The organism is Streptomyces sp. 2323.1, from assembly GCF_900221035.1.
Lineage (GTDB): Bacteria > Actinomycetota > Actinomycetes > Streptomycetales > Streptomycetaceae > Streptomyces > Streptomyces sioyaensis.
In genome coordinates, this window is record NZ_LT907981.1 from 6287608 (window position 1) to 6305620 (window position 18013).

Annotated in this window: 17 protein-coding genes; 11 read left to right on the plus strand and 6 right to left on the minus strand. The window is 72.1% G+C overall.

All coding sequences use genetic code 11. The annotated features are described in order from the left end of the window. Positions 1 to 80: 80 nt before the first annotated feature. The gene (locus CPH93_RS27100) at positions 81 to 1613 is read right to left on the minus strand and encodes a TldD/PmbA family protein (RefSeq protein ID WP_096214327.1); all 1533 of its coding nucleotides are present in this window, start codon (positions 1611 to 1613) and stop codon (positions 81 to 83) included. A 282-nt stretch (positions 1614 to 1895) separates the two neighbouring features. Here CPH93_RS27100 and fabG point away from each other — a divergent pair, with 282 nt between their 5' ends. Both fabG and fabI read left to right on the plus strand, forming a co-directional pair. Beyond that, positions 1896 to 2600: a 3-oxoacyl-[acyl-carrier-protein] reductase gene (gene fabG, locus CPH93_RS27105; protein WP_042161552.1), complete on the plus strand. Its 705-nt coding sequence runs from the start codon at positions 1896 to 1898 to the stop codon at positions 2598 to 2600. A gap of 5 nt (positions 2601 to 2605) precedes the next feature. Then, entirely contained in the window at positions 2606 to 3376 is a 771-nt protein-coding gene (gene fabI, locus CPH93_RS27110; RefSeq protein WP_006606409.1) for an enoyl-ACP reductase FabI, read from the plus strand. A gap of 179 nt (positions 3377 to 3555) precedes the next feature. Here fabI and CPH93_RS27115 read toward each other — a convergent pair whose 3' ends face one another. Then, the gene (locus CPH93_RS27115) at positions 3556 to 4236 is read right to left on the minus strand and encodes a FadR/GntR family transcriptional regulator (protein WP_093482517.1); all 681 of its coding nucleotides are present in this window, start codon (positions 4234 to 4236) and stop codon (positions 3556 to 3558) included. A 139-nt stretch (positions 4237 to 4375) separates the two neighbouring features. On the opposite strand from CPH93_RS27115, the gene CPH93_RS27120 reads away from it, so the two are divergent. The 4 genes from CPH93_RS27120 (at position 4376) to CPH93_RS27130 (ending at position 6870) form a co-directional block, all read left to right on the plus strand. Continuing rightward, on the plus strand, positions 4376 to 5734 hold the full coding sequence (locus tag CPH93_RS27120; protein ID WP_096214328.1) for a CynX/NimT family MFS transporter: 1359 nt from the start codon (positions 4376 to 4378) through the stop codon (positions 5732 to 5734). A 16-nt stretch (positions 5735 to 5750) separates the two neighbouring features. Continuing rightward, on the plus strand, positions 5751 to 5867 hold the full coding sequence (locus CPH93_RS37340) for an SGM_5486 family transporter-associated protein (protein ID WP_254068946.1): 117 nt from the start codon (positions 5751 to 5753) through the stop codon (positions 5865 to 5867). 188 nt (positions 5868 to 6055) lie between these two features. Next, positions 6056 to 6265: a hypothetical protein gene (locus CPH93_RS27125; RefSeq protein ID WP_096214329.1), complete on the plus strand. Its 210-nt coding sequence runs from the start codon at positions 6056 to 6058 to the stop codon at positions 6263 to 6265. 86 nt (positions 6266 to 6351) lie between these two features. Next, positions 6352 to 6870: a SixA phosphatase family protein gene (locus CPH93_RS27130; protein WP_093482514.1), complete on the plus strand. Its 519-nt coding sequence runs from the start codon at positions 6352 to 6354 to the stop codon at positions 6868 to 6870. 283 nt (positions 6871 to 7153) lie between these two features. Here the strand turns inward: CPH93_RS27130 and serB are convergent, their stop codons facing one another. Next, positions 7154 to 8392 (minus strand): phosphoserine phosphatase SerB, encoded by a 1239-nt coding sequence (gene serB / locus CPH93_RS27135; RefSeq protein WP_006606415.1) that lies wholly within the window; start codon positions 8390 to 8392, stop codon positions 7154 to 7156. 535 nt (positions 8393 to 8927) lie between these two features. Here serB and CPH93_RS27140 point away from each other — a divergent pair. Then, entirely contained in the window at positions 8928 to 11477 is a 2550-nt protein-coding gene (locus tag CPH93_RS27140; RefSeq protein WP_096214330.1) for an ABC transporter ATP-binding protein/permease, read from the plus strand. A 97-nt stretch (positions 11478 to 11574) separates the two neighbouring features. On the opposite strand, the gene CPH93_RS27145 is transcribed toward CPH93_RS27140, so the two are convergent. The 3 genes from CPH93_RS27145 to CPH93_RS27155 all read right to left on the minus strand — a co-directional run bounded on the left by CPH93_RS27145 (position 11575) and on the right by CPH93_RS27155 (position 15048). After that, positions 11575 to 12360: a transglycosylase SLT domain-containing protein gene (locus CPH93_RS27145; protein ID WP_096214331.1), complete on the minus strand. Its 786-nt coding sequence runs from the start codon at positions 12358 to 12360 to the stop codon at positions 11575 to 11577. A gap of 706 nt (positions 12361 to 13066) precedes the next feature. Further along, positions 13067 to 14185 carry an S-adenosylmethionine:tRNA ribosyltransferase-isomerase gene (locus CPH93_RS27150; RefSeq protein WP_096214332.1) on the minus strand — a complete coding sequence of 373 codons (1119 nt, stop codon included), beginning with the start codon at positions 14183 to 14185 and terminating at the stop codon, positions 13067 to 13069. Then, a complete protein-coding gene (locus tag CPH93_RS27155) occupies positions 14182 to 15048 on the minus strand; it encodes an SDR family NAD(P)-dependent oxidoreductase (RefSeq protein ID WP_096215614.1) in 867 nt (288 codons plus the stop codon). Before CPH93_RS27155 ends, CPH93_RS27150 begins: the two co-directional genes overlap by 4 nt. A gap of 186 nt (positions 15049 to 15234) precedes the next feature. Here CPH93_RS27155 and CPH93_RS27160 point away from each other — a divergent pair, with 186 nt between their 5' ends. The 4 genes from CPH93_RS27160 to CPH93_RS27175 all read left to right on the plus strand — a co-directional run bounded on the left by CPH93_RS27160 (position 15235) and on the right by CPH93_RS27175 (position 17912). Then, complete coding sequence (locus CPH93_RS27160; RefSeq protein WP_093482510.1) at positions 15235 to 16380, plus strand: GAF domain-containing sensor histidine kinase; 1146 nt, start codon at positions 15235 to 15237, stop codon at positions 16378 to 16380. Between the two features lie 79 nt (positions 16381 to 16459). Then, positions 16460 to 17089, plus strand: coding sequence for a response regulator (locus CPH93_RS27165; RefSeq protein WP_093488533.1), 630 nt, complete (start codon positions 16460 to 16462; stop codon positions 17087 to 17089). 187 nt (positions 17090 to 17276) lie between these two features. Continuing rightward, positions 17277 to 17516 carry a chaplin gene (locus CPH93_RS27170; protein ID WP_006606422.1) on the plus strand — a complete coding sequence of 80 codons (240 nt, stop codon included), beginning with the start codon at positions 17277 to 17279 and terminating at the stop codon, positions 17514 to 17516. A gap of 156 nt (positions 17517 to 17672) precedes the next feature. Beyond that, positions 17673 to 17912: a chaplin gene (locus CPH93_RS27175; RefSeq protein WP_096214333.1), complete on the plus strand. Its 240-nt coding sequence runs from the start codon at positions 17673 to 17675 to the stop codon at positions 17910 to 17912. The last annotated feature ends 101 nt before the right edge of the window (positions 17913 to 18013 follow it).

The window sequence follows — 18013 nt, forward strand, 5'->3', positions numbered from 1 at the left end:
GCTCGACGTCGCCCTACCGGCAACGGGTACAGCAGTGGCGTTATCGGCGGATCCCCGGTCCGGCCCCGGCCTGCTGCCTGTCAGGAGCGGCCTGACTCCTGTGAAGTGTTCAAGATGTTCACGTTCTGGAACAGCGCCGACGGGCACCCGTGGGAGACCGCGGCGACCTGCCCCGGCTGAGCCTTGCCGCAGTTGAAAGCCCCTCCGAGCACGTAAGTCCGGGGTCCGCCGACCGCCGTCATCGAGCCCCAGAAGTCGGTCGTGGTCGCCTGGTAGGCCACATCGCGCAGTTGGCCGGCCAGTTGGCCGTTCCGGATTGCGTAGGCCCTCTGCTGGGTGAATTGGAAGTTGTAGCGCTGCATGTCGATGGACCAGGAGCGGTCGCCGACGACGTAGATGCCGCGGTCCACGCCCGAGATCAGTTCCTCGGTGGACGGGCCGTCCGGTGCCGGCTGGAGCGAGACGTTGGCCATCCGCTGGACCGGGACATGGTCCGGCGAGTCCGCGTAGGCGCATCCGTTGGAGCGGGAGAAGCCGGTCAACTGGGCGATTCTGCGGTCGAGTTGATAGCCGACCAGGGTTCCGTTCTTGATCAGGTCCCAGGACTGGGCGGCCACGCCCTCGTCGTCGTAGCCGATCGTCGCGAGGCCGTGCTCGGCGGTCCGGTCGCCGGTCACGTTCATCAGCGCGGAGCCGTACGCCAGCTTGCCGAGCTGGTCGAAGGTGGCGAACGAGGTGCCGGCGTACGCCGCCTCGTAGCCCAGGGCCCGGTCCAGCTCGGTGGCGTGGCCGATCGACTCATGGATCGTCAGCCAGAGGTTGGAGGGATCCACCACCAGGTCGTAGGTGCCGGCCTCGACGCCGGGGGCGTGCATCTTCTCGGCGAGGTGCTCCGGGATGCGGGCCAGTTCCTCGTCCCAGTCGTAGTGGTCGCCGGTCAGGTACTCCCAGCCGCGTCCGACCGGCGGGGCGAGGGTGCGCATCGAGTCGAAGTCGCCGCTCACCGGGTCCACGGCGACCGCCGTCAGCTGCGGATGCAGCCGCACCCGCTGCTGAGTGGTGCTGGTGCCCGCGGTGTCGGCGTAGAACTTGTTCTCCTGGACGGTCAGCAGCGAGGCGTCCGCGTGGGACACGCCCTCGGCGGCCAGCAGCCGGGCGCTCCAGTCGGCCAGCAGCCCGGTCTTCTCGGCGTCCGGCACATCGAACGGGTTGATGTCGTAGGAGGAGATCCAGGTCCGGTCCGGATGCACCGGTTCCGCCGCCAGCTCGACCCTCTCGTCGGAGCCCGCGGCCCGGATCACCTTCGCCGACAGCTTCGCCATCGCCACGGCCTGCGCGGCCACCCGCGCCGCCGCGTCCATGGTCAGATCCACCCCGGACGCGAAACCCCAGGCCCCGCCGTGCACCACCCGCACCGCGTACCCGAGGTCGGTGGTGTCGGAGGTCCCGGACGTACGGGCGTCCCGCAGCCGCCAGGCGGCGCTGCGGATCCGCTCCAGGCGGAAGTCCGCGTGGTCGGCGCCCAGCGCGCGGGCGCGGGCCAGCGCGGCGTCGGCCAGCGCGCGCAACGGCAGCGCCAGGAACGAGTCGTCGAGGGCATGGGGTGCAGGCAAGGAGTCCTCCCGTGGTCGGCGCCTGCATCATCCCCTGCGGGGCGCCCGCGGCCCAGAGCGCAGGGGGGTCCGGCACGGTGAGTCGGCCGGGGCGGCGCGGCGGTGGGCCCGTCGCGACACGGCTGACCGGGCTGCCGGGGAGCGGTCCCCGGCGCGTGGTTCTGTGGGATCCCGACAGTCACCGGCGCATGCGCCTGTCCGTGCTCGATTCCACGGAAGCGCCCCGTGACCGATAGTTTCGTATCGAACGCAGGACGGACAGGAAACGGAAAGGGTGATCTCTTGAGCCGCTCGGTTCTGGTCACCGGAGGTAACCGCGGCATCGGCCTCGCCATTGCCCGTGCCTTCGCCGAGGCAGGCGACAAGGTCGCCATCACCTACCGCTCGGGCGAGCCGCCCGCGGGGTTTTTGGCCGTGAAGTGCGACATCACGGACAACGAGCAGGTCGAGCAGGCGTACAAGGAGATCGAGGAGAAGCAGGGTCCGGTCGAGGTGCTGGTGGCCAACGCCGGCGTCACCCGTGACCAGCTGCTGATGCGGATGTCCGAGGAGGACTTCACCTCGGTCCTGGAGACCAACCTCACCGGCACGTTCCGCGTGGTCAAGCGCGCCAACCGCGCGATGCTGCGGGCCCGCAAGGGCCGGGTCGTGCTGATCTCGTCCGTGGTGGGCCTGATGGGCGCGCCGGGCCAGGCGAACTACGCCGCCTCCAAGGCCGGGCTGGTGGGCTTCGCCCGCTCGCTCGCCCGCGAGCTGGGCAGCCGCAACATCACCGTCAACGTCGTCGCCCCCGGCTTCGTCGACACCGACATGACCCGTGTGCTCACCGATGAGCAGCGGGAGGGCATCGTCAAGCAGGTACCGCTCGCGCGGTATGCGCAGCCCGAGGAGATCGCCGCCTCGGTCCGCTTCCTGGCCTCCGACGAAGCCGCTTACATCACCGGAGCCGTCATTCCCGTCGACGGCGGATTGGGCATGGGTCACTGATCAGCATGAGTGGAATCCTTGCAGGCAAGCGCATCCTGGTCACGGGTGTCCTGACCGAGTCGTCGATCGCGTTCCAGGCGGCCAAGGTCGCCCAGAACGAGGGCGCCGAGGTCATCCTCACCGGCTTCGGCCGGCTCTCGCTCGTGGAGCGGATCGCCAAGCGGCTGCCCAAGCCCGCTCCGGTCATCGAGCTGGACGTCACCAACCAGGAGCACCTGGACGGGCTGGCCGACAAGATCCGCGAGCACCAGGGTGAGGGCGCCCGCCTCGACGGCATCGTGCACTCCATCGCCTTCGGCCCGCAGGGCGCCTTCAACTTCCTGGAGGCGGAGTGGTCGGACGTGGGCACCGCGGTGCAGGTCTCGGCGTACTCGTACAAGTCGCTGACGATGGCCTGCCTGCCGCTCATGGAGCACGGCGGCGCGGTCGTCGGCCTCACCTTCGACGCGCAGATCGCCTGGCCGAAGTACGACTGGATGGGCGTGGCCAAGGCGGCGCTGGAGAGCACCAACCGCTACCTGGCGCGGGACCTCGGTCCCAAGAACATCCGCTGCAACCTGGTCTCGGCGGGCCCCATCAAGTCGATGGCCGCCAAGTCCATCCCCGGCTTCGAGGAGCTGGCGGACGTGTGGAACCACCGCGCCCCGATCGGCTGGGACCTGGCCGACCCGGAGCCGGCCGGTCGTGGTGTCGTCGGCATGCTGTCCGACTTCTTCCCGCGGACGACGGGCGAGATCGTGCACGTCGACGGCGGTGTGCACATGATGGGCGCCTGACGCCCCGCGCTTCTCCGTACTGCCCGTCCCGGTGTGCCGGGGCGGGCAGTACGCATTGCGCCAGGGGAATCAGCCATGGCAATCAGCCGTGGGAATCACGGGAATACCCGCCCCCGCCCGCCGCGTTGTGGCCCCGCAGGGGGCGCCGGCGTCCCCTACGGGAACCGTTCGACCCACCCTCAGGTCCCCGGCACCGCCGGCCGGCAGCCGAAGGGGTGCACGCTCGCCTCGGCGGCGGCCCGGTCGCCGTCGCCCGCGCGGATCGCTTCCACCAGGCGGGAGTGGTCCATGTGCGCCTCGGGCCGCAGCTCCTCACCCACGTCGGCCCGCAGGTGGTCGCGCAGCACGCCTCCGAGGTCGGCGTAGATCTCGGCCAGCACCTCGTTGTGCGAGGCCGCCACGATCGCCAGGTGCAAGGTCGCGTCCGCCTCCACGAAGGCCTCGGTCGCACCGGACTCCCAGGCCGCCTCGCGCCGCTCCAGCAGCCCGTCGATCTGCCGCAGGTCCGCTTCGGTACGGCGGCGGGCGGCGAGCCGGGCGGCCGACGCCTCCAGGGCGCTGCGCAGCTCGGCGACGTGCCCGGGCTCGGCCGCCGCGAACCGCCGGTGCATCACCCCGGCCAGTTCACTGGTCGCCACCACGTACGTGCCCGAGCCCTGCCGGATGTCCAGCAGCCCGTTGTGCGCCAGCGCCCGTACGGCCTCCCGGACGGTGTTCCGGGCCACCCCGAGCTGCTCGACCAGCTCCGGCTCGGTCGGGATACGGGATCCCACCGGCCATTCGCCGGAGGTGATCTGGGCGCGGAGCTGCGCGATCACCTGGTCGGCCAGCGCGGACCGGTGGGGAGAGGACAGGGGCATGGCTGCGCTCCGAAGTGGAGGGGGACGGACGACAGCGTGCGGCGCGGTGGACCTGGCGGGCCCCGGCGGCCGCCCGGGCCAGCAGAGGGTACCGATATCCGCTGGACAGGGATTCATCCCATGATTCTATGCTTGACCCATGACAGACGACGACACCGCGATACTCGGCGCCGCCGAGCAGCGCTCCACGGCCCCGCCCGCCCGACCGAGCGACGACACCGGGCTCCCGCAGTCCGGCCCTGCGGGAGTCGCCTCCCGGGGTCCGGCGGGCGGCTCCCAGCGTCCGGCGGCGGGCGGAGGACCGGCCGGCCGCTGGCTGCCGCGGATCGTCATGGCCGGTCTGGTGCTCGCCGCGCTCACCCTCCGCCCGCCCATCACCAGCCTCGGCGCGCTCCTGGAGGAGGTCCGCGACGGCCTGGGCATGAGCGGCACCGTCGCCGGGCTGCTGACCTCCGTACCGGCCCTGTGCTTCGCCGTCTTCGGTATCGCCGCGCCCCGGCTGGCCAGACGCTGGGGGCCCGGCACGATCGTCTGCGCCGGGCTGGCCGCGATCACGCTGGGCATCGCGGTGCGCCCGTTCGCCGGCGGCACCGGCGGCTTCCTCGCCGCCAGCGCGGTCGCCCTGGCCGGTATCGCGGTCAGCAATGTGCTGATCCCGGTCGTGATCAAGGCCTGGTTCCCCGACCGGGTCGGCCCGATGACCGGGCTCTACTCCATGGCGCTGGCCCTGGGCACCTCGCTCGCCGCGGCGCTCACCGTGCCCATGGCCGGTGCGCTGGGCGGCAGTTGGCGGGCCGGACTGGCGGGGTGGGCGGTGCTCGCCGCCGTCGCCGTGCTGCCCTGGCTCGTGGTGGCACGGCAGCGCGCGGCCGCCGCCGGACCGTCCGCGGGCGCCGCGGTACGCCCCGAGGAGGCCCCCGTACGGATCACCTCCTCGCCGACCGCCTGGTGGCTGGCCCTCTTCTTCGGTCTGCAGGCCACCGCCGCGTACATCACGATGGGCTGGATGCCGCAGATCTTCCGCGACGCCGGGGTGCCGGCGGGCACCGCGGGGGTGCTGCTCGCGGTCACCATGGCGGTGGGCGTCCCGCTCTCCTTCGTGGTGCCGCGGCTGGCGGCCCGGATGCGGCATCAGGGTCCGCTCGTGGTGCTGCTCGGCCTGTGCGGGCTGGCCGGTGAGGCCGGGCTGTATCTGGCCCCGGCCGCCGGCGCCTGGGCCTGGGCGCTGCTGATGGGCGTCTCCAACTGCGCCTTCACGCTGGCCCTGACGATGATCGGGATGCGCGCGACCAGCTCCGCCGGGGTCGTCAAGCTGTCGGCCTTCGTGCAATGCGTCGGCTATCTGCTCTCCATCCCCGGACCTCTGCTGGTCGGCACGCTCTACCAGCACAGCGGTGGCTGGGGGCTGCCGATCGCCCTGATGGCGGGGCTGATGGTGCCGCAGATCGCGTTGGGGGTGCTGGCCGGCCGGGACCGCCGGATCGAGGACGAGGCCTGAGTGCGACACTGGGCCCATGCCAGTGCTCGAACCGAATCCGCAGAACAGCCACAAGAAGCTGCTCCTCGTCCTGGGCGCCATGCTCGGCGTGACCGTTCTCGTCGCGATCATCGCGAGTATCGCCGCGCCCTAGCCGGGCCGGGGGACGGGGTGGGGCCGCCCCACCATCCCCTAGGGGGCCGGGATCAGGGACGAGTGGGTGGTTTCCCGGGTGGGAACGGCGGGGGCGGATCCGTAGCGTCGAAGTACACCGCACAACGCGGTGGGCGCACCGCGGTCCGCGGTCGCGCCGCCCTTCGCGCCGCCACGGAGGCGATCCGCATGCCCCCGGTGTTCCGCCGGTCACCCGCCGCCAGGGCCCAGCGTCGGCGGGCGCGGCTGCCGTGGTGGGCGGTGGCCCTGCCGGTGGTCTCCTTCGTGGCCTTGCTGGCGCTCGTCGCCCACTCCTCCCGGGCGAGTGCCGCCGGCCTCCCGCAGGGCCTGGCCCCGCTGCTGGAGATCTTGGCCAGGATTGTCCGCAGTGGTGCCTGATGACCGTCCGCGGACCGCCCCAAGAGGCGGAATCAGCAGTTCAACACCCCGCGCCCCGCGCCGCCTTTCGTGCGAAGCTGGGACGCATGAGCGCCGATACACCACGCCGGATTGTCCTCTTCCGACACGCCAAGGCCGAATGGTCGGAGTCCAGCGACCATGAACGTCCGCTCGCCGAGCGCGGCCGCAAGGATGCCCCGGTCGCCGGCCGCTGGCTGGCCGGAGCCGGGATCACCCCCGATCTCACCCTGTGCTCGACGTCCACGCGCACCCGTGAGACATGGAAGCTCGCCGTCCACGAGCTTCCGCAGCGGCCCAAGACCGTCTATGAGGAGCGGATCTACGAAGCCTCCCTGGGGGAGCTCATCGCGCTGCTCAACGAGACGTCCGACGAGGTGTCCGACCTGATGCTGGTCGGACACAACCCCGGTGTGCACGCCCTCGCCGACGCGCTCTCGGGCGAGGCCGAGGGCGATCTGCTGCCGCGGATGAACCGCAGCGGATTCCCCACCGCCTCGCTGGCCGTGCTCAGCTTCAACGGCTCCTGGAAGTCGGTGGAGCATGGCGTCGGCCGGCTGGTCGCGTACTGGACGCCGCACGACTGATCCCGGCGCCCCTGCCGCCGTGCGCGCGGGGCGGCCCGGACGCGACGAGGCCCCGGCAGCAGCTGTCTGCCGGGGCCTTGGTGTGTGCGGGACCGTTCCCCGGCGGGTGAGGCGCGTCCGCCGGGACGCTTTCCGTGCCCGGGCGGCTCCCGTACGGGTGGTCCGGGCAGCCGTACCGCTGGTCCGGGCGGCCGCGGCGGGCGGCCGGGCCGACGTACGGCCCCGAGCTTGCCCCGCTCATACGGCTCGGCCAGGCCCCTGACGGCCCCTGACCCCGCCCCGCTCAGCCGACGTGCGTCTCCGCCGCCTCGACCTCTTCGCGGGTGATGCCCAGCAGATACAGCACGGTGTCCAGGAACGGCACGTTCACGGCGGTGTGCGCCGCCTCCCGCACCACCGGCTTGGCGTTGAAGGCGACACCGAGCCCGGCGGCGTTGAGCATGTCGAGGTCATTGGCACCGTCACCGATCGCCACGGTCTGTGCCAGCGGCACCCCGGCCCGCTGGGCGAAGCTGCGCAGCAGCCTGGCCTTGCCGGCCCGGTCGACGATGTCGCCGGTGACCCGGCCGGTGAGCTTCCCGTCGACGATCTCCAGGGTGTTGGCGGAGGCGAAGTCCAGCCCGAGCTCCTCCTGGAGCGCATCGGTGACCTGCGTGAAACCGCCCGAGACGACGCCGACTTGGTAGCCCAGCCGCTTGAGGGTCCGTACCAGGGTGCGGGCACCGGGGGTGAGCCGCACCTCCTTGCGCACCGCCTCGACCACGGACGCGTCGAGCCCGCCGAGCAGCTCGACCCGGGCGTGCAAGGACTGCTCGAAGTCCAGCTCACCGCGCATCGCGGCGGCGGTGACCTCGGCGACCTCGGCCTCACAGCCGGCGTGCGCCGCGAACAGCTCGATGACCTCGTCCTGGATCAGCGTCGAGTCGACATCCATGACGACCAGCCGCTGGGCCCGGCGCTGCAGCCCGGCCGCGACCACCGCGACATCCACCCCGAGCTGCGCGGCCTCGGGGGCCAGCACGCTGCGCAGGCTCGCGGTCTCCGCACCGGAGACCGCGAACTCGACGGCGGTCACCGGATACTTGGCCAGCCGGAAGATGCGGTCGATGTTGCCGCCGGTGGCCGTTATGGCGGCGGCGATCGCGGCGGTCGTCTCCGCGGTGAGCGGATGCCCCAGCACGGTGACGTGCGAACGTCCGGTGCCGCGCGGCCGGTTGTCGCCCCGGCCGGAGATGATCTCCGCCTGGAGGTTCATCGACTCGGCCCAGCCGTGCACGGTCGCCCGCAGGTCGCCCTCGGCGGAGCCCTGGCCGGGGGAGGGGGCGGTGACCAGCGCGCACAGCGTGATGCGTCCCCGGGTCACGACCTGTTCGATGTCGACGACATCGACGGAGTAGGCGGCGAGGGTCTCGAAGAGACCTGCGGTGATGCCGGGCCGGTCCTTCCCGAAGATCTTTACGAGCAGGGTCGGTACGTCATCGCCCGGTACGGCGGTGGCAGGCGGGATCTGCGATGCGCTCATGGTGCCCTTACGGTAACCGCCGGACGGCCGCGTCCAAACGCCTGTCCGGGGTTCGGACCGGCGCGGCCCCGGGCCGGCCCCACCCGCGCCCCGTCGCCCCCGGCTCCGGGTGCCCCGTTGATCGTTATGGAGTCGTGTCCGGCCCGTCGGCCGGAGGCCTGCGCCGGCCGGCCAACGTCCGTGCCGGGCCGACGCGTTCGGCGCCCTGTCGGCACCCGGCCACGACGGATCGCCTGGCCGGAAGGTGTCCGTCTCCTCCATCATGCCGCCTGCGCGGCGGACCCGCAGGACATCCCCGGCGGGAGCGGACTGTGCCCGAATGGCACCGCTTCATACGGAACACCCGGAATACGGTGATCTCTGCGCTTTCATTGGCTCTTCCCGCGCTCCGGGAGCCTTTGGCGGGCGCCCCGGCGAGGCCCGTGCAGCCCTGTCGCGTCCCGGTTTCCGGTCGGGCCTCCGAGCCTGAAATAGTTCCTACGATGTTCGCCATCCCTGGACTTCCCATACAGGGCGTCACTCGGGGGACTATGTAATGGGGCGTGGAGTGCCTGAACTCGTACTCGAATTGAACGGAAGGACCTGGACGCTCGATCCGTCCCGGTCCTACAACGTGGGGCGTGATCCGCAGGGCGACATGGTGCTGGACGACGCCAGGGTCTCCTGGCGGCACGCCACCGTCCGATGGGCCGGCCGCAGCTGGCTCATCGAAGACCAGGGCAGCACCAACGGCACCTACGTCCAGGGCCAGCGGATCCACCAGATGGAGATCGGCCCCGGCTCGACCGTGCATCTGGGCAACGCCACCGACGGCCCCCGGGTGTCGCTGTCCGCCCCGGCGGCCGCCGACGCCTTCGGCGCACAGCCGGCGGGGGCCGTGCAGCAGCAGGCCGCGCAGGGCTGGCAGGCGCCGCCCGCCCAGCAGCAGCCGCCCGCCCAGCAGGGCTGGCAGGCACCGCCGCAGGGCGGCCGGCCGCCGTACGCCCCGCCACAGCAGGCCCAGCAGGCCATTCCCCCGCAGCAGGCCCGCCCGCAGCAGGAGCGCCCCGCGCAGCAGGCGGGCGGCGCCCCGGCCGGCGGCGACCGCAGCCCGACCACGTTCCACCGCCTCGACACGGGCCGGGTGATGCGCATCGGCCGTGCGCTGGAGAACGAGCTGGTCGTCTCCGACCTCCAGGTCTCCCGCCACCACGCCGAGTTCCGCGCCACCCCCGACGGCCGCTTCGAGATCCGCGACCTGGGCAGCCACAACGGCACCTACGTCAACGGCCAGCCGGTCACCAAGTCCGGCACGAAGGTCATCGGCCAGAACGACATCATCGGCGTCGGCCACTCCACCTTCCGGCTGGTCGGCGACCGCCTGGAGGAGTTCGTCGACACCGGCGAGGTCTCCTTCTCGGCCCGCCACCTCACGGTCACCGTCGACGGCGGCAAGCAGATCCTCAAGGACGTCTCCTTCGGCGTCCCGGAGAAGTCGCTGATCGCGGTCATCGGCCCCTCCGGCTCCGGCAAGTCGACGCTGCTCAAGGCGCTGACCGGCTACCGCCCCGCCAACCAGGGCGATGTCCTCTACGACAACCGGAACCTCTACAAGCAGTTCGCCGAACTGCGCCAGCGCATCGGTCTGGTCCCGCAGGACGACATCCTGCACAAGGAGCTGACGGTCCAGAAGGCGCTCAAGTACGCGGCCAAGCTCCGCTTCCCCGGCGACACCGCGGAGGCCGAGCGCGAGGCCCGGATCGACGAGGTGCTGCACGAGCTCAAGCTCGACGTCCACAAGGACAAGAAGGTCACCTCGCTCTCCGGCGGCCAGCGCAAGCGGGTCTCGGTGGCCCTGGAGCTGCTGACCAAGCCGTCACTGATCTTCCTGGACGAGCCGACCTCGGGTCTCGACCCGGGCATGGACCGCGATGTCATGCAGCTGCTGCGCGGCCTGGCCGACGACGGCCGTACGGTCCTGGTCGTCACGCACTCGGTGGCCGAACTCGCGCTGTGCGACAAGCTGCTGGTGATGGCCCCGGGCGGCGGCGTGGCCTACTTCGGCCCGCCCGAGGAAGCGCTCAACTTCTTCCAGTACGACACCTGGGCGGACGTCTTCTCCGCGTTCGAGAACTACCGCGACTACGACTGGATGGGGCGCTGGCGCGGCTCCCCGCACTTCCAGCTGTACGCGGCGGACTTCGACGCCGTCGCCCCGCAGTCGGTCAACGTCCAGGCGCCGCCGGCCCGGATACAGAAGTCCCAGAGCTGGGGCTCGCAGCTGTGGACGCTGATGCGCCGCTATGTCTCGGTGCTCGCCTCCGACCGGGGCTTCCTGGGACTGATGCTGATCCTGCCCGCGGTGCTCGGTGTGGTCTCGATGCTGATCCCCAGCGACTTCGGCCTCGGATACGGCCCGCTGGAAAGGCACCGCACCAACCGCGACGCCAGCACGATCATGCTGATCCTCGCGGTCGGCATGTGCTTCTCGGGCGCCGCCAACTCGGTCCGTGAGCTGATCAAGGAGCGGGTCATCTACGAGCGCGAACGGGCCACCGGCCTGTCGCGGTCGGCGTATCTGATGTCCAAGGTGATCGTGCTCGGCGTGGTCACGGCCTTCCAGGGCGTGATCATCGCGGCGATAGGTTTCTCCACCCGCAACATGCCCGCGGAGGGCCTGGTGGTGGCGGACGCCCCGGCGATCGAGATGGCGCTGGCGATCATCGCGCTCGGCTTCACCTCGATGATGTTCGGCCTGATCATCTCCGCGCTGGTCAAGACGGCCGAGAAGACCATGCCGCTGCTGGTCATGTTCGCCATCGTCCAGGTGGTCTTCACCGGTGTGCTCTTCCAGCTCTTCGACACCGTGGGCGTCGCCCAGTTCGCCTGGCTGATGCCGTCGCGCTGGGCCGTCGCGGCGATGGGCGCGACCGCCGACATGAACACCCTGCTGCCGTGGGAGCCGGGCAACCCGGACCCGCTGTGGAAGCACCAGACCGGTGTCTACGTGATGGACATGATCATCCTGATCACCCTGGGCGTCGGACTCGCCTTCGTCGTCGCGCGGCTGCTGCGCCGCCACGAGCCGGAGGTCATGCGCAAGTAAGCGCCACGACCGCACCGCCACGCCCGAGGGGCGGCACCCGATGTCGGGTGCCGCCCCTCGGCGGTGTGTGCGCGGTGCGCGGAGCGTGAACTGCGGCTCAGTAGGCCGAGTTGACGTTGTCCATCGAGCCGTACTTGGCGGCCGCGTAGTTGCAGGCGGCGGTGATGTTGGCGACCGGGTTGTAGATGTTCCAGGAGGTGCCGCTGACGTGGTACGACCGGAAGGTCGGGTCGATGACCTGGAGCAGACCCTTGGACGGGATGCCGTTCTGGGCGTTGATGTCCCAGAGGTTGATCGCCATCGGGTTGCCGGAGGACTCCCGGATGATGTTGCGGTAGATGCCGTTGTACGAGCCGGGGATGCCCTTCTTGGCCATCACGTCCAGCGACTCGCGGATCCAGCCGTCCAGGTTGTTCGGGTACGTCTTCACGACCCGCTTCACGACGGGCTTGGCGGCCGGCTTCGGGGCGGCGGCAGGGATCGCGGTGCGCACGGCGGACCGGCTCGCGGCGGCCTTCGCGGCGCGCGCCTTCGCGGCCTTGGCCTTCGCAGCGGCGGCGGCCTTCGCCTTGGCGGCCTTCTCGGCGGCAGCCTTCTTGGCGGCGGCCTGCTTGGCGGCGGCCTCGGCCTTGCCCTTGGCAGCGGAGCTGTCGGCCTGCCTGGCGATCGTGGCCTGCTGGGTCCGGCCGGCGGTGCCGACGGCGCTGAAGGCGGCCGGCTGCGCGTTCTCCACCGCGGTGGCCTGGGTCTTGCCCTGGTCGGCGGCGTTGCCCGGCACGACGGAGAGGGCCAGAGCGGCGGCACCGGCGGCGGCCACACCGGCCACGGAGAGCTTGTGGGTCCGGGTCAGGCGAGAAAAACCAGAATTGGCGTGCTTGGGCATGGCGGGGGCGACCTCTTCCGATGGGGGGACATCGCACGGGCCTGTGAGCGGCGGCAAAACGCCGAGTTCAGGTCACGGCGCCGAGCGACGAGAGCCATTCTTAGCGGCCGGAAATTCCCACGGCAAAGGTGCTAAATACGATCGAAGTTAGTGGAACCCAGGGCGAACATAATGCGTCCCGGATAAGACCTTCCCAGCTCACGATGTATTCCTTGGTCCACTAACCCGGCTCGTAAGTGACCTGCGTCCTATGTCCGGCGTCACAATGCGGGGAGGTTTATCTCGCCGGAAGTAATTGCAAACGCACAGTCGGTATGCGGAAATCCCCAACCCTGGCCTGGTTGGGGGGCGTTCGGCGCAAATCGGGCACTTCGCATTCCCTGGGTGCCGTTCGGGGTGGGAATCGCGGGTGCGTCAGCCGCTCACCTGGGCCGGAATGGCGGGGCGCACCGGCCGCTCTCCGGGCCGGAGCTACGGGCTGCGTCGGCCGCTCACCCGGCCCGTACCGGCGCCCCCTGGGGAGGCCCCGCCGCGCCCGGCGCAGGCGGCAGCGAGGCCGCTCTTTCCTCGCCGGGGTGCCCGCGTCTTCCCCGCCCGTACGCCCGCGCGCGCGAGGCCCGTCGTCACTGGGTGGCTCCGCCGCCCCGGCTCAGCGCCGCCCAGGCCAGCCGCCGCTCACCCCCGCCGCGTCCGACGGACCCGGCACTCAGTCCGGCAGCACGAGATGCAGATCGCCGAATTCGTGCCACAGATAACGCCGCTCCACCGCCGCCGCATAGGCGCGCCGCAGCACCTCCGCGTCCGCCACCGCCTCCAGCATCAGCAGATGCGAGGCGGTGGGCTCGTGCAGCCCGGTGAGCAGGCCGTCCACCGCCCGGACCCCGCGCTGCGGCGTCACCACCAGGTCCGTCCAGCCGGCCGCGGCCCGCACCCGCCCGTCCGCGCCGGCCGCCGACTCCAGGGCCCGTACGGCCGTGGTCCCCACCGCCACGATCCGCCCGCCCGGTGCCGTCCGGCGCCGCCCGGCGGCTTGCCGCCGCGCCCGTACGGCGTTCACCAGCCATGCGGTGGCCGGCGGCACCACGAACCGCTCCGGATACGGCGGCTCGAACGCCTCCGCGGACGCGACCCCCGTGTGCAGCGAGACCGGCGCGAAGAGCACCCCCTTGCTGACCAGCCGCGCCACCAGCTCCGCGGTGAAGGGGCGGGCGGCGCTCGGCATCTCCGCGCTGCCGCCGGGCCCGTCCAGCGCGAACACCGTCTGATACGCGGCCAGCGGCTGGTCCCGCTCGGTGTAGCCGTAGCGGATCGGCCGCCCGTGGCGCCGCATCAGCTCCGGCACGCCCGTGCCCGTCACCCGCGCCCACCACAGCCGCGCGCTCCCGGGGTCCAGCGGGGCCTCCAGTACGAGCCGCGCCCCGCCGGGCAGCCGCACCACCGTGCCGGCCGGGCCGCCCGCCCGCGGCCGGGTGCTGCCCCGCCCGTCCGGGCTGCGCAGCTCCACCGCCCAGTGCCCGGCCACCGCGCGGCCCGCCGGATGCCACCGGTCCGCCCGGGTCGAGAAGTGCACCACCACCGGCTCGCCGCGCCCCCGGCCGTCCCCGACCCGGCCGTCCACCGCCGCCGGCAGCGTTCGCGAGGTGTTCACCACCAGCACGTCGCCCGCCGCCAGTAGCTCGGGCAGTGCGCCGAAGTCGTGGTGGCCGGGCTCGGCCGTCCCCCGGCTCACCAGCAGCCGTACGGCGTCCCGGTCCAGGCCGGGCCCCCGCTGCTCGGCCGGGACCGCGGCCGACAGCTCCTGCGGGACCCGCAGCGCCGCGGTCACCGCGGGCTCCGCCCCTCGGGCACGGCCCGCCCCGCGGCCACGGTGTACCGCCCACTACGGGCGGCGCGGTCCAGCAGCCCCAGCAGTGCCGGGACCACCGTCTCCGGTAGCGGCCGCCCGGAATCGTCATCGTCCGGGACGGCGGCCGCGTACAGATCGGTCCGCATGTCGCCCGGGTCCACCCACCACACCCGCAGCCCCGGCTCCTCGACCGCGAGCACCGCCGACTGCTGGTCCAGCGCCGCCTTCGCCGCTCCGTAGCCGCCCCAGGTCGCATACGCCCCGACGGCGGCGTCCGAGCTGATGGTGAGGACCGCCCCACTCGCCCCTACATAAGTGGGCGAATCGGACAACTGGGCATTTTGGGAATTCTCGGAATAAGGGTGCGGATCGTATGCCGCGCTCTTCCCTATATCTCCTATATAAGGAGCCTCTCCTCTATAAGGGGTGACTTCTTCATACGAGGGCAGGTAGGAGGAAGCGCGCAAAAGCGACAATGCTTCCTGGGTGAGCCCCAGCGGCGCCACCACATTCACCTCCAGCGCCCTCCGCAGCCCCGCCAGCGGCTGGTCCGCCAGCCGCACCAGCGGCTCGGCCCCCAGCGCACTGGCGTTGTTCACCAGCAGATCGAGCCCGCCCAGCTCCCGGGCCGCGGCCACCAGCGCCGCCCGGTGCCCGCCGTCCGTCACATCCCCGGGCAGCGCCACCACCCGGACCCCCGCCCCGCGCAGCTCCCGCGCCGCCTCCTCCAGCGGCCCGGCCGACCTGGCGTCGACCACCAGATCCCACCCGCGCCGGGCCAGCGCCCCGGCGAGCGCCCGGCCCAGCCCCTTCGATGCCCCCGTGATGACCGCCACCGGCATGATCACGTCCCCTTTTCCGGCCGGGTCCGCACCCGGCCCTCGCCCTCACGGTAGGAACGCCACCGCCCCCGGGACGTCGGCCGCCGGACCGGCCGTGGCCAGGGCATTCGCCCTAGGCCCGGGGGCGTAGGCGGCGGCCGCCATCGGACCGATACGGGCTGGTCGCCCCGCCGGTACGGTGATCCCATGACCAACGGACCGGGCGCGGGGATCCCCGCGGTGAGCACCGCGATCCTGGCGATGAGCAGGCATCTGGAGGTGCGCGACGTCCTCAAGACGATCGTGGCCTCGGCCCGCGAGCTGCTGGATGCCGAGTACGCCGCCCTGGGGGTGCCCGACGATCACGGCGGCTTCGCCCAGTTCGTGGTGGACGGCGTGAGCGCCGAGCAGTGGAAGGCCATCGGCCCGCTGCCCCGCCAGCACGGCATCCTCGCCGCGATGCTGCACAACGCCACCCCCGAGCGGCTCGCCGACGTCCGCGAGGACCCCCGCTTCGGCGGCTGGCCGGCGGCCCACCCGGACATGTCCGACTTCCTCGGCCTGCCGGTCGCCGACGGCGACGAGATCCTCGGCGCCCTCTTCCTGGCCAACAAGCGCTGCCCCAAGGAGGACGGCCGCTGCGGCTTCACCGAGGACGACGAGCGACTGCTCGGCATACTCGCCCAGCACGCCGCCATCGCGCTGACCAACGCCCGCCTCTACGAGCGCAGCCGCGAGCTGACCATCGCCGGGGAGCGCGCCCGGCTCGCCCACGAGCTGCACGACGCGGTCGCCCAGAAGCTCTTCTCGCTCCGCCTCACCGCCCAGGCGGCCACCGCCCTGGTCGACCGCGACCCCGACCGCGCCAAGGACGAACTCCACCAGGTCGCCGCGCTGGCCGCGGAGGCCGCCGACGAACTGCGGGCCGCCGTCATCGAGCTGCGGCCCGCGGCCCTGGACGAGGACGGTCTGGTCGCCACCCTGCGCTCCCAGGTCCAGGTACTCGACCGCGCCCACTCCGCACGCGTCTCCTTCACGGCCCACTGTGTCCGGGCGCTGCCCGCCGCCCAGGAGGAGGCCGTGCTCCGCGTCGCCCAGGAGGCGCTGCACAACGCCCTGCGGCACTCCGGAGCCGAGCACGTCGAGGTGACCCTGAGCCGGAGCGGCCAGGGCGGGCTGCTGCGGGTCGCCGACGACGGCTGCGGCTTCGACCCGGCCACCGTCCGCCGGGCCGGCCGCCATCTCGGCCTGGTCTCGATGCATGACCGCGCCGGCGGCGTCGGCGGCAAGCTCACCGTGGAGTCGGAGCCCGGCAAGGGCACCGCTGTCGAGATGGAGGTGCCCGGTGGCTGACAGGGACAGGGGCGGCGCGGGGACGCTCCCCCCGGACGACCGCGGCGGAAGCGGCCGTTCACGGGCCGCCGGCCCGGCGATCCGGGTACTGCTCGTCGACGATCACCAGGTCGTGCGCCGCGGGCTGCGGACGTTCCTGGAGGTCCAGGACGACATCGAGGTCGTGGGGGAGGCCTCCGACGGGGCCGAGGGTATCGCCGCCGCCGAGGAACTCCAGCCGGACGTCGTCCTGATGGACGTCAAGATGCCCGGCATGGACGGCATCGAGGCGCTCCGCCGACTCCGCGAACTGGCCAACCCCGCCCGGGTGCTGGTCGTGACCAGCTTCACCGAACAGCGCACCGTCGTCCCGGCGCTGCGCGCAGGCGCGGCCGGCTACGTCTACAAGGACATCGACCCGGACGCGCTGGCCGGCGCCATCCGCTCCGTCCACGCGGGCCATGTCCTGCTGCAGCCCGAGGTCGCCGTAGCCCTCCTCGCCCAGGAGGAGGGCAACGGCGGCCAGGGACGCGGGACGTCACTGACCGACCGGGAACGCGAGGTGCTCGGCCTGATCGCCGACGGACGCTCCAACCGCGAGATCGCCCGCGCCCTGGTGCTGTCCGAAAAGACCGTCAAGACCCATGTCTCCAACATCCTCATGAAGCTCGACCTCGCCGACCGCACCCAGGCCGCCCTGTGGGCCGTACGGCACGGCATCGGCGCCTGAACTCCGTACGGGAGCACCGCCGTACCCGGTGCTCCCGTACAGCGACGACAAGCGGAATGTCGTCTTCAGATCCGAGATTCATACTGTCGTGTAGCGGTAGCCCGTTCGGCGCATCCCTTCCCGGGCCCGGCCGTTGTCCAGTGCAGTCGTGGCGGCTGGCCACGGCAACGGCAAGGAGGAGTCAGAAGTGAAGAACATCAAGCGGGCAGCGGCCATCACCATGGCGGCGAGCGGTCTCGCCCTCGCGGGCGCCGGTGTCGCCTCGGCGCAGTCGCAGGCCGCCGGCGGTGCGGACCACTCCCCGGGCATCGTCTCCGGCAACTCCGTCCAGGCTCCGGTGCACGTTCCCGTGAACGCCTGCGGTCTCACCGTCACCGCCATCGGTGCGCTCAACCCCACCTTCGGCGACCCCTGCCTCAACCACTGAGCGCAGTCCCGCCCGCAGCATCCGCCTGACCCGCCTGACGCCATGGTCCGCGCGGGTCGCGCCGGACCGGCCCCGTCCGCCCACGGACGCGCGGCCGGTCCCCTCCCTCAGACACTGTCCTTCCGGCACTGTGCCACCACGTGAGGAACACGCCCCATGAACACCGCCAAGAAGGCCGCCCTCGTCCTCGCCACCACTGGACTCGCCCTCGGTGCGGCCGCCGGTTCCGCCTTCGCCGCCGGCGAGGCCGCCGGTGCGGCGACGAAGTCCCCCGGCATCGGTTCGGGCAACCTCGCCCAGGTCCCCGTGCACGTCCCGGTGAACGCCACCGGCAACACGGTCAATGTCGTCGGTGTGCTCAACCCCGCCGTCGGCAACTTCAGCGCCAACAACTGAGGTTGTCCGACCCGGGCCGAACGGCTTCGCCTGCCCAGAGGCGTTCGGCCCCGGTCGGCAAGGGCCCCGCCGGACCACACAATGGTCCGGCGGGGCCCGTC

Bases quoted from the DNA above. Each gene is read 5' to 3' on its own strand.
- CPH93_RS27115 (WP_093482517.1), bottom strand. From the start codon at position 4,236: ATGCCCCTGTCCTCTCCCCACCGGTCCGCGCTGGCCGACCAGGTGATC.
- serB (WP_006606415.1), bottom strand. From the start codon at position 8,392: ATGAGCGCATCGCAGATCCCGCCTGCCACCGCCGTACCGGGCGATGAC.
- CPH93_RS27130 (WP_093482514.1), top strand. From the start codon at position 6,352: ATGAGCGCCGATACACCACGCCGGATTGTCCTCTTCCGACACGCCAAG.
- CPH93_RS27160 (WP_093482510.1), top strand. From the start codon at position 15,235: ATGACCAACGGACCGGGCGCGGGGATCCCCGCGGTGAGCACCGCGATC.
- CPH93_RS27175 (WP_096214333.1), top strand. From the start codon at position 17,673: ATGAACACCGCCAAGAAGGCCGCCCTCGTCCTCGCCACCACTGGACTC.
- CPH93_RS27120 (WP_096214328.1), top strand. From the start codon at position 4,376: ATGACAGACGACGACACCGCGATACTCGGCGCCGCCGAGCAGCGCTCC.
- CPH93_RS27145 (WP_096214331.1), bottom strand. From the start codon at position 12,360: ATGCCCAAGCACGCCAATTCTGGTTTTTCTCGCCTGACCCGGACCCAC.
- fabI (WP_006606409.1), top strand. From the start codon at position 2,606: ATGAGTGGAATCCTTGCAGGCAAGCGCATCCTGGTCACGGGTGTCCTG.
- CPH93_RS27125 (WP_096214329.1), top strand. From the start codon at position 6,056: ATGCCCCCGGTGTTCCGCCGGTCACCCGCCGCCAGGGCCCAGCGTCGG.
- CPH93_RS27140 (WP_096214330.1), top strand. From the start codon at position 8,928: ATGGGGCGTGGAGTGCCTGAACTCGTACTCGAATTGAACGGAAGGACC.
- CPH93_RS27155 (WP_096215614.1), bottom strand. From the start codon at position 15,048: ATGCCGGTGGCGGTCATCACGGGGGCATCGAAGGGGCTGGGCCGGGCG.
- CPH93_RS37340 (WP_254068946.1), top strand. From the start codon at position 5,751: ATGCCAGTGCTCGAACCGAATCCGCAGAACAGCCACAAGAAGCTGCTC.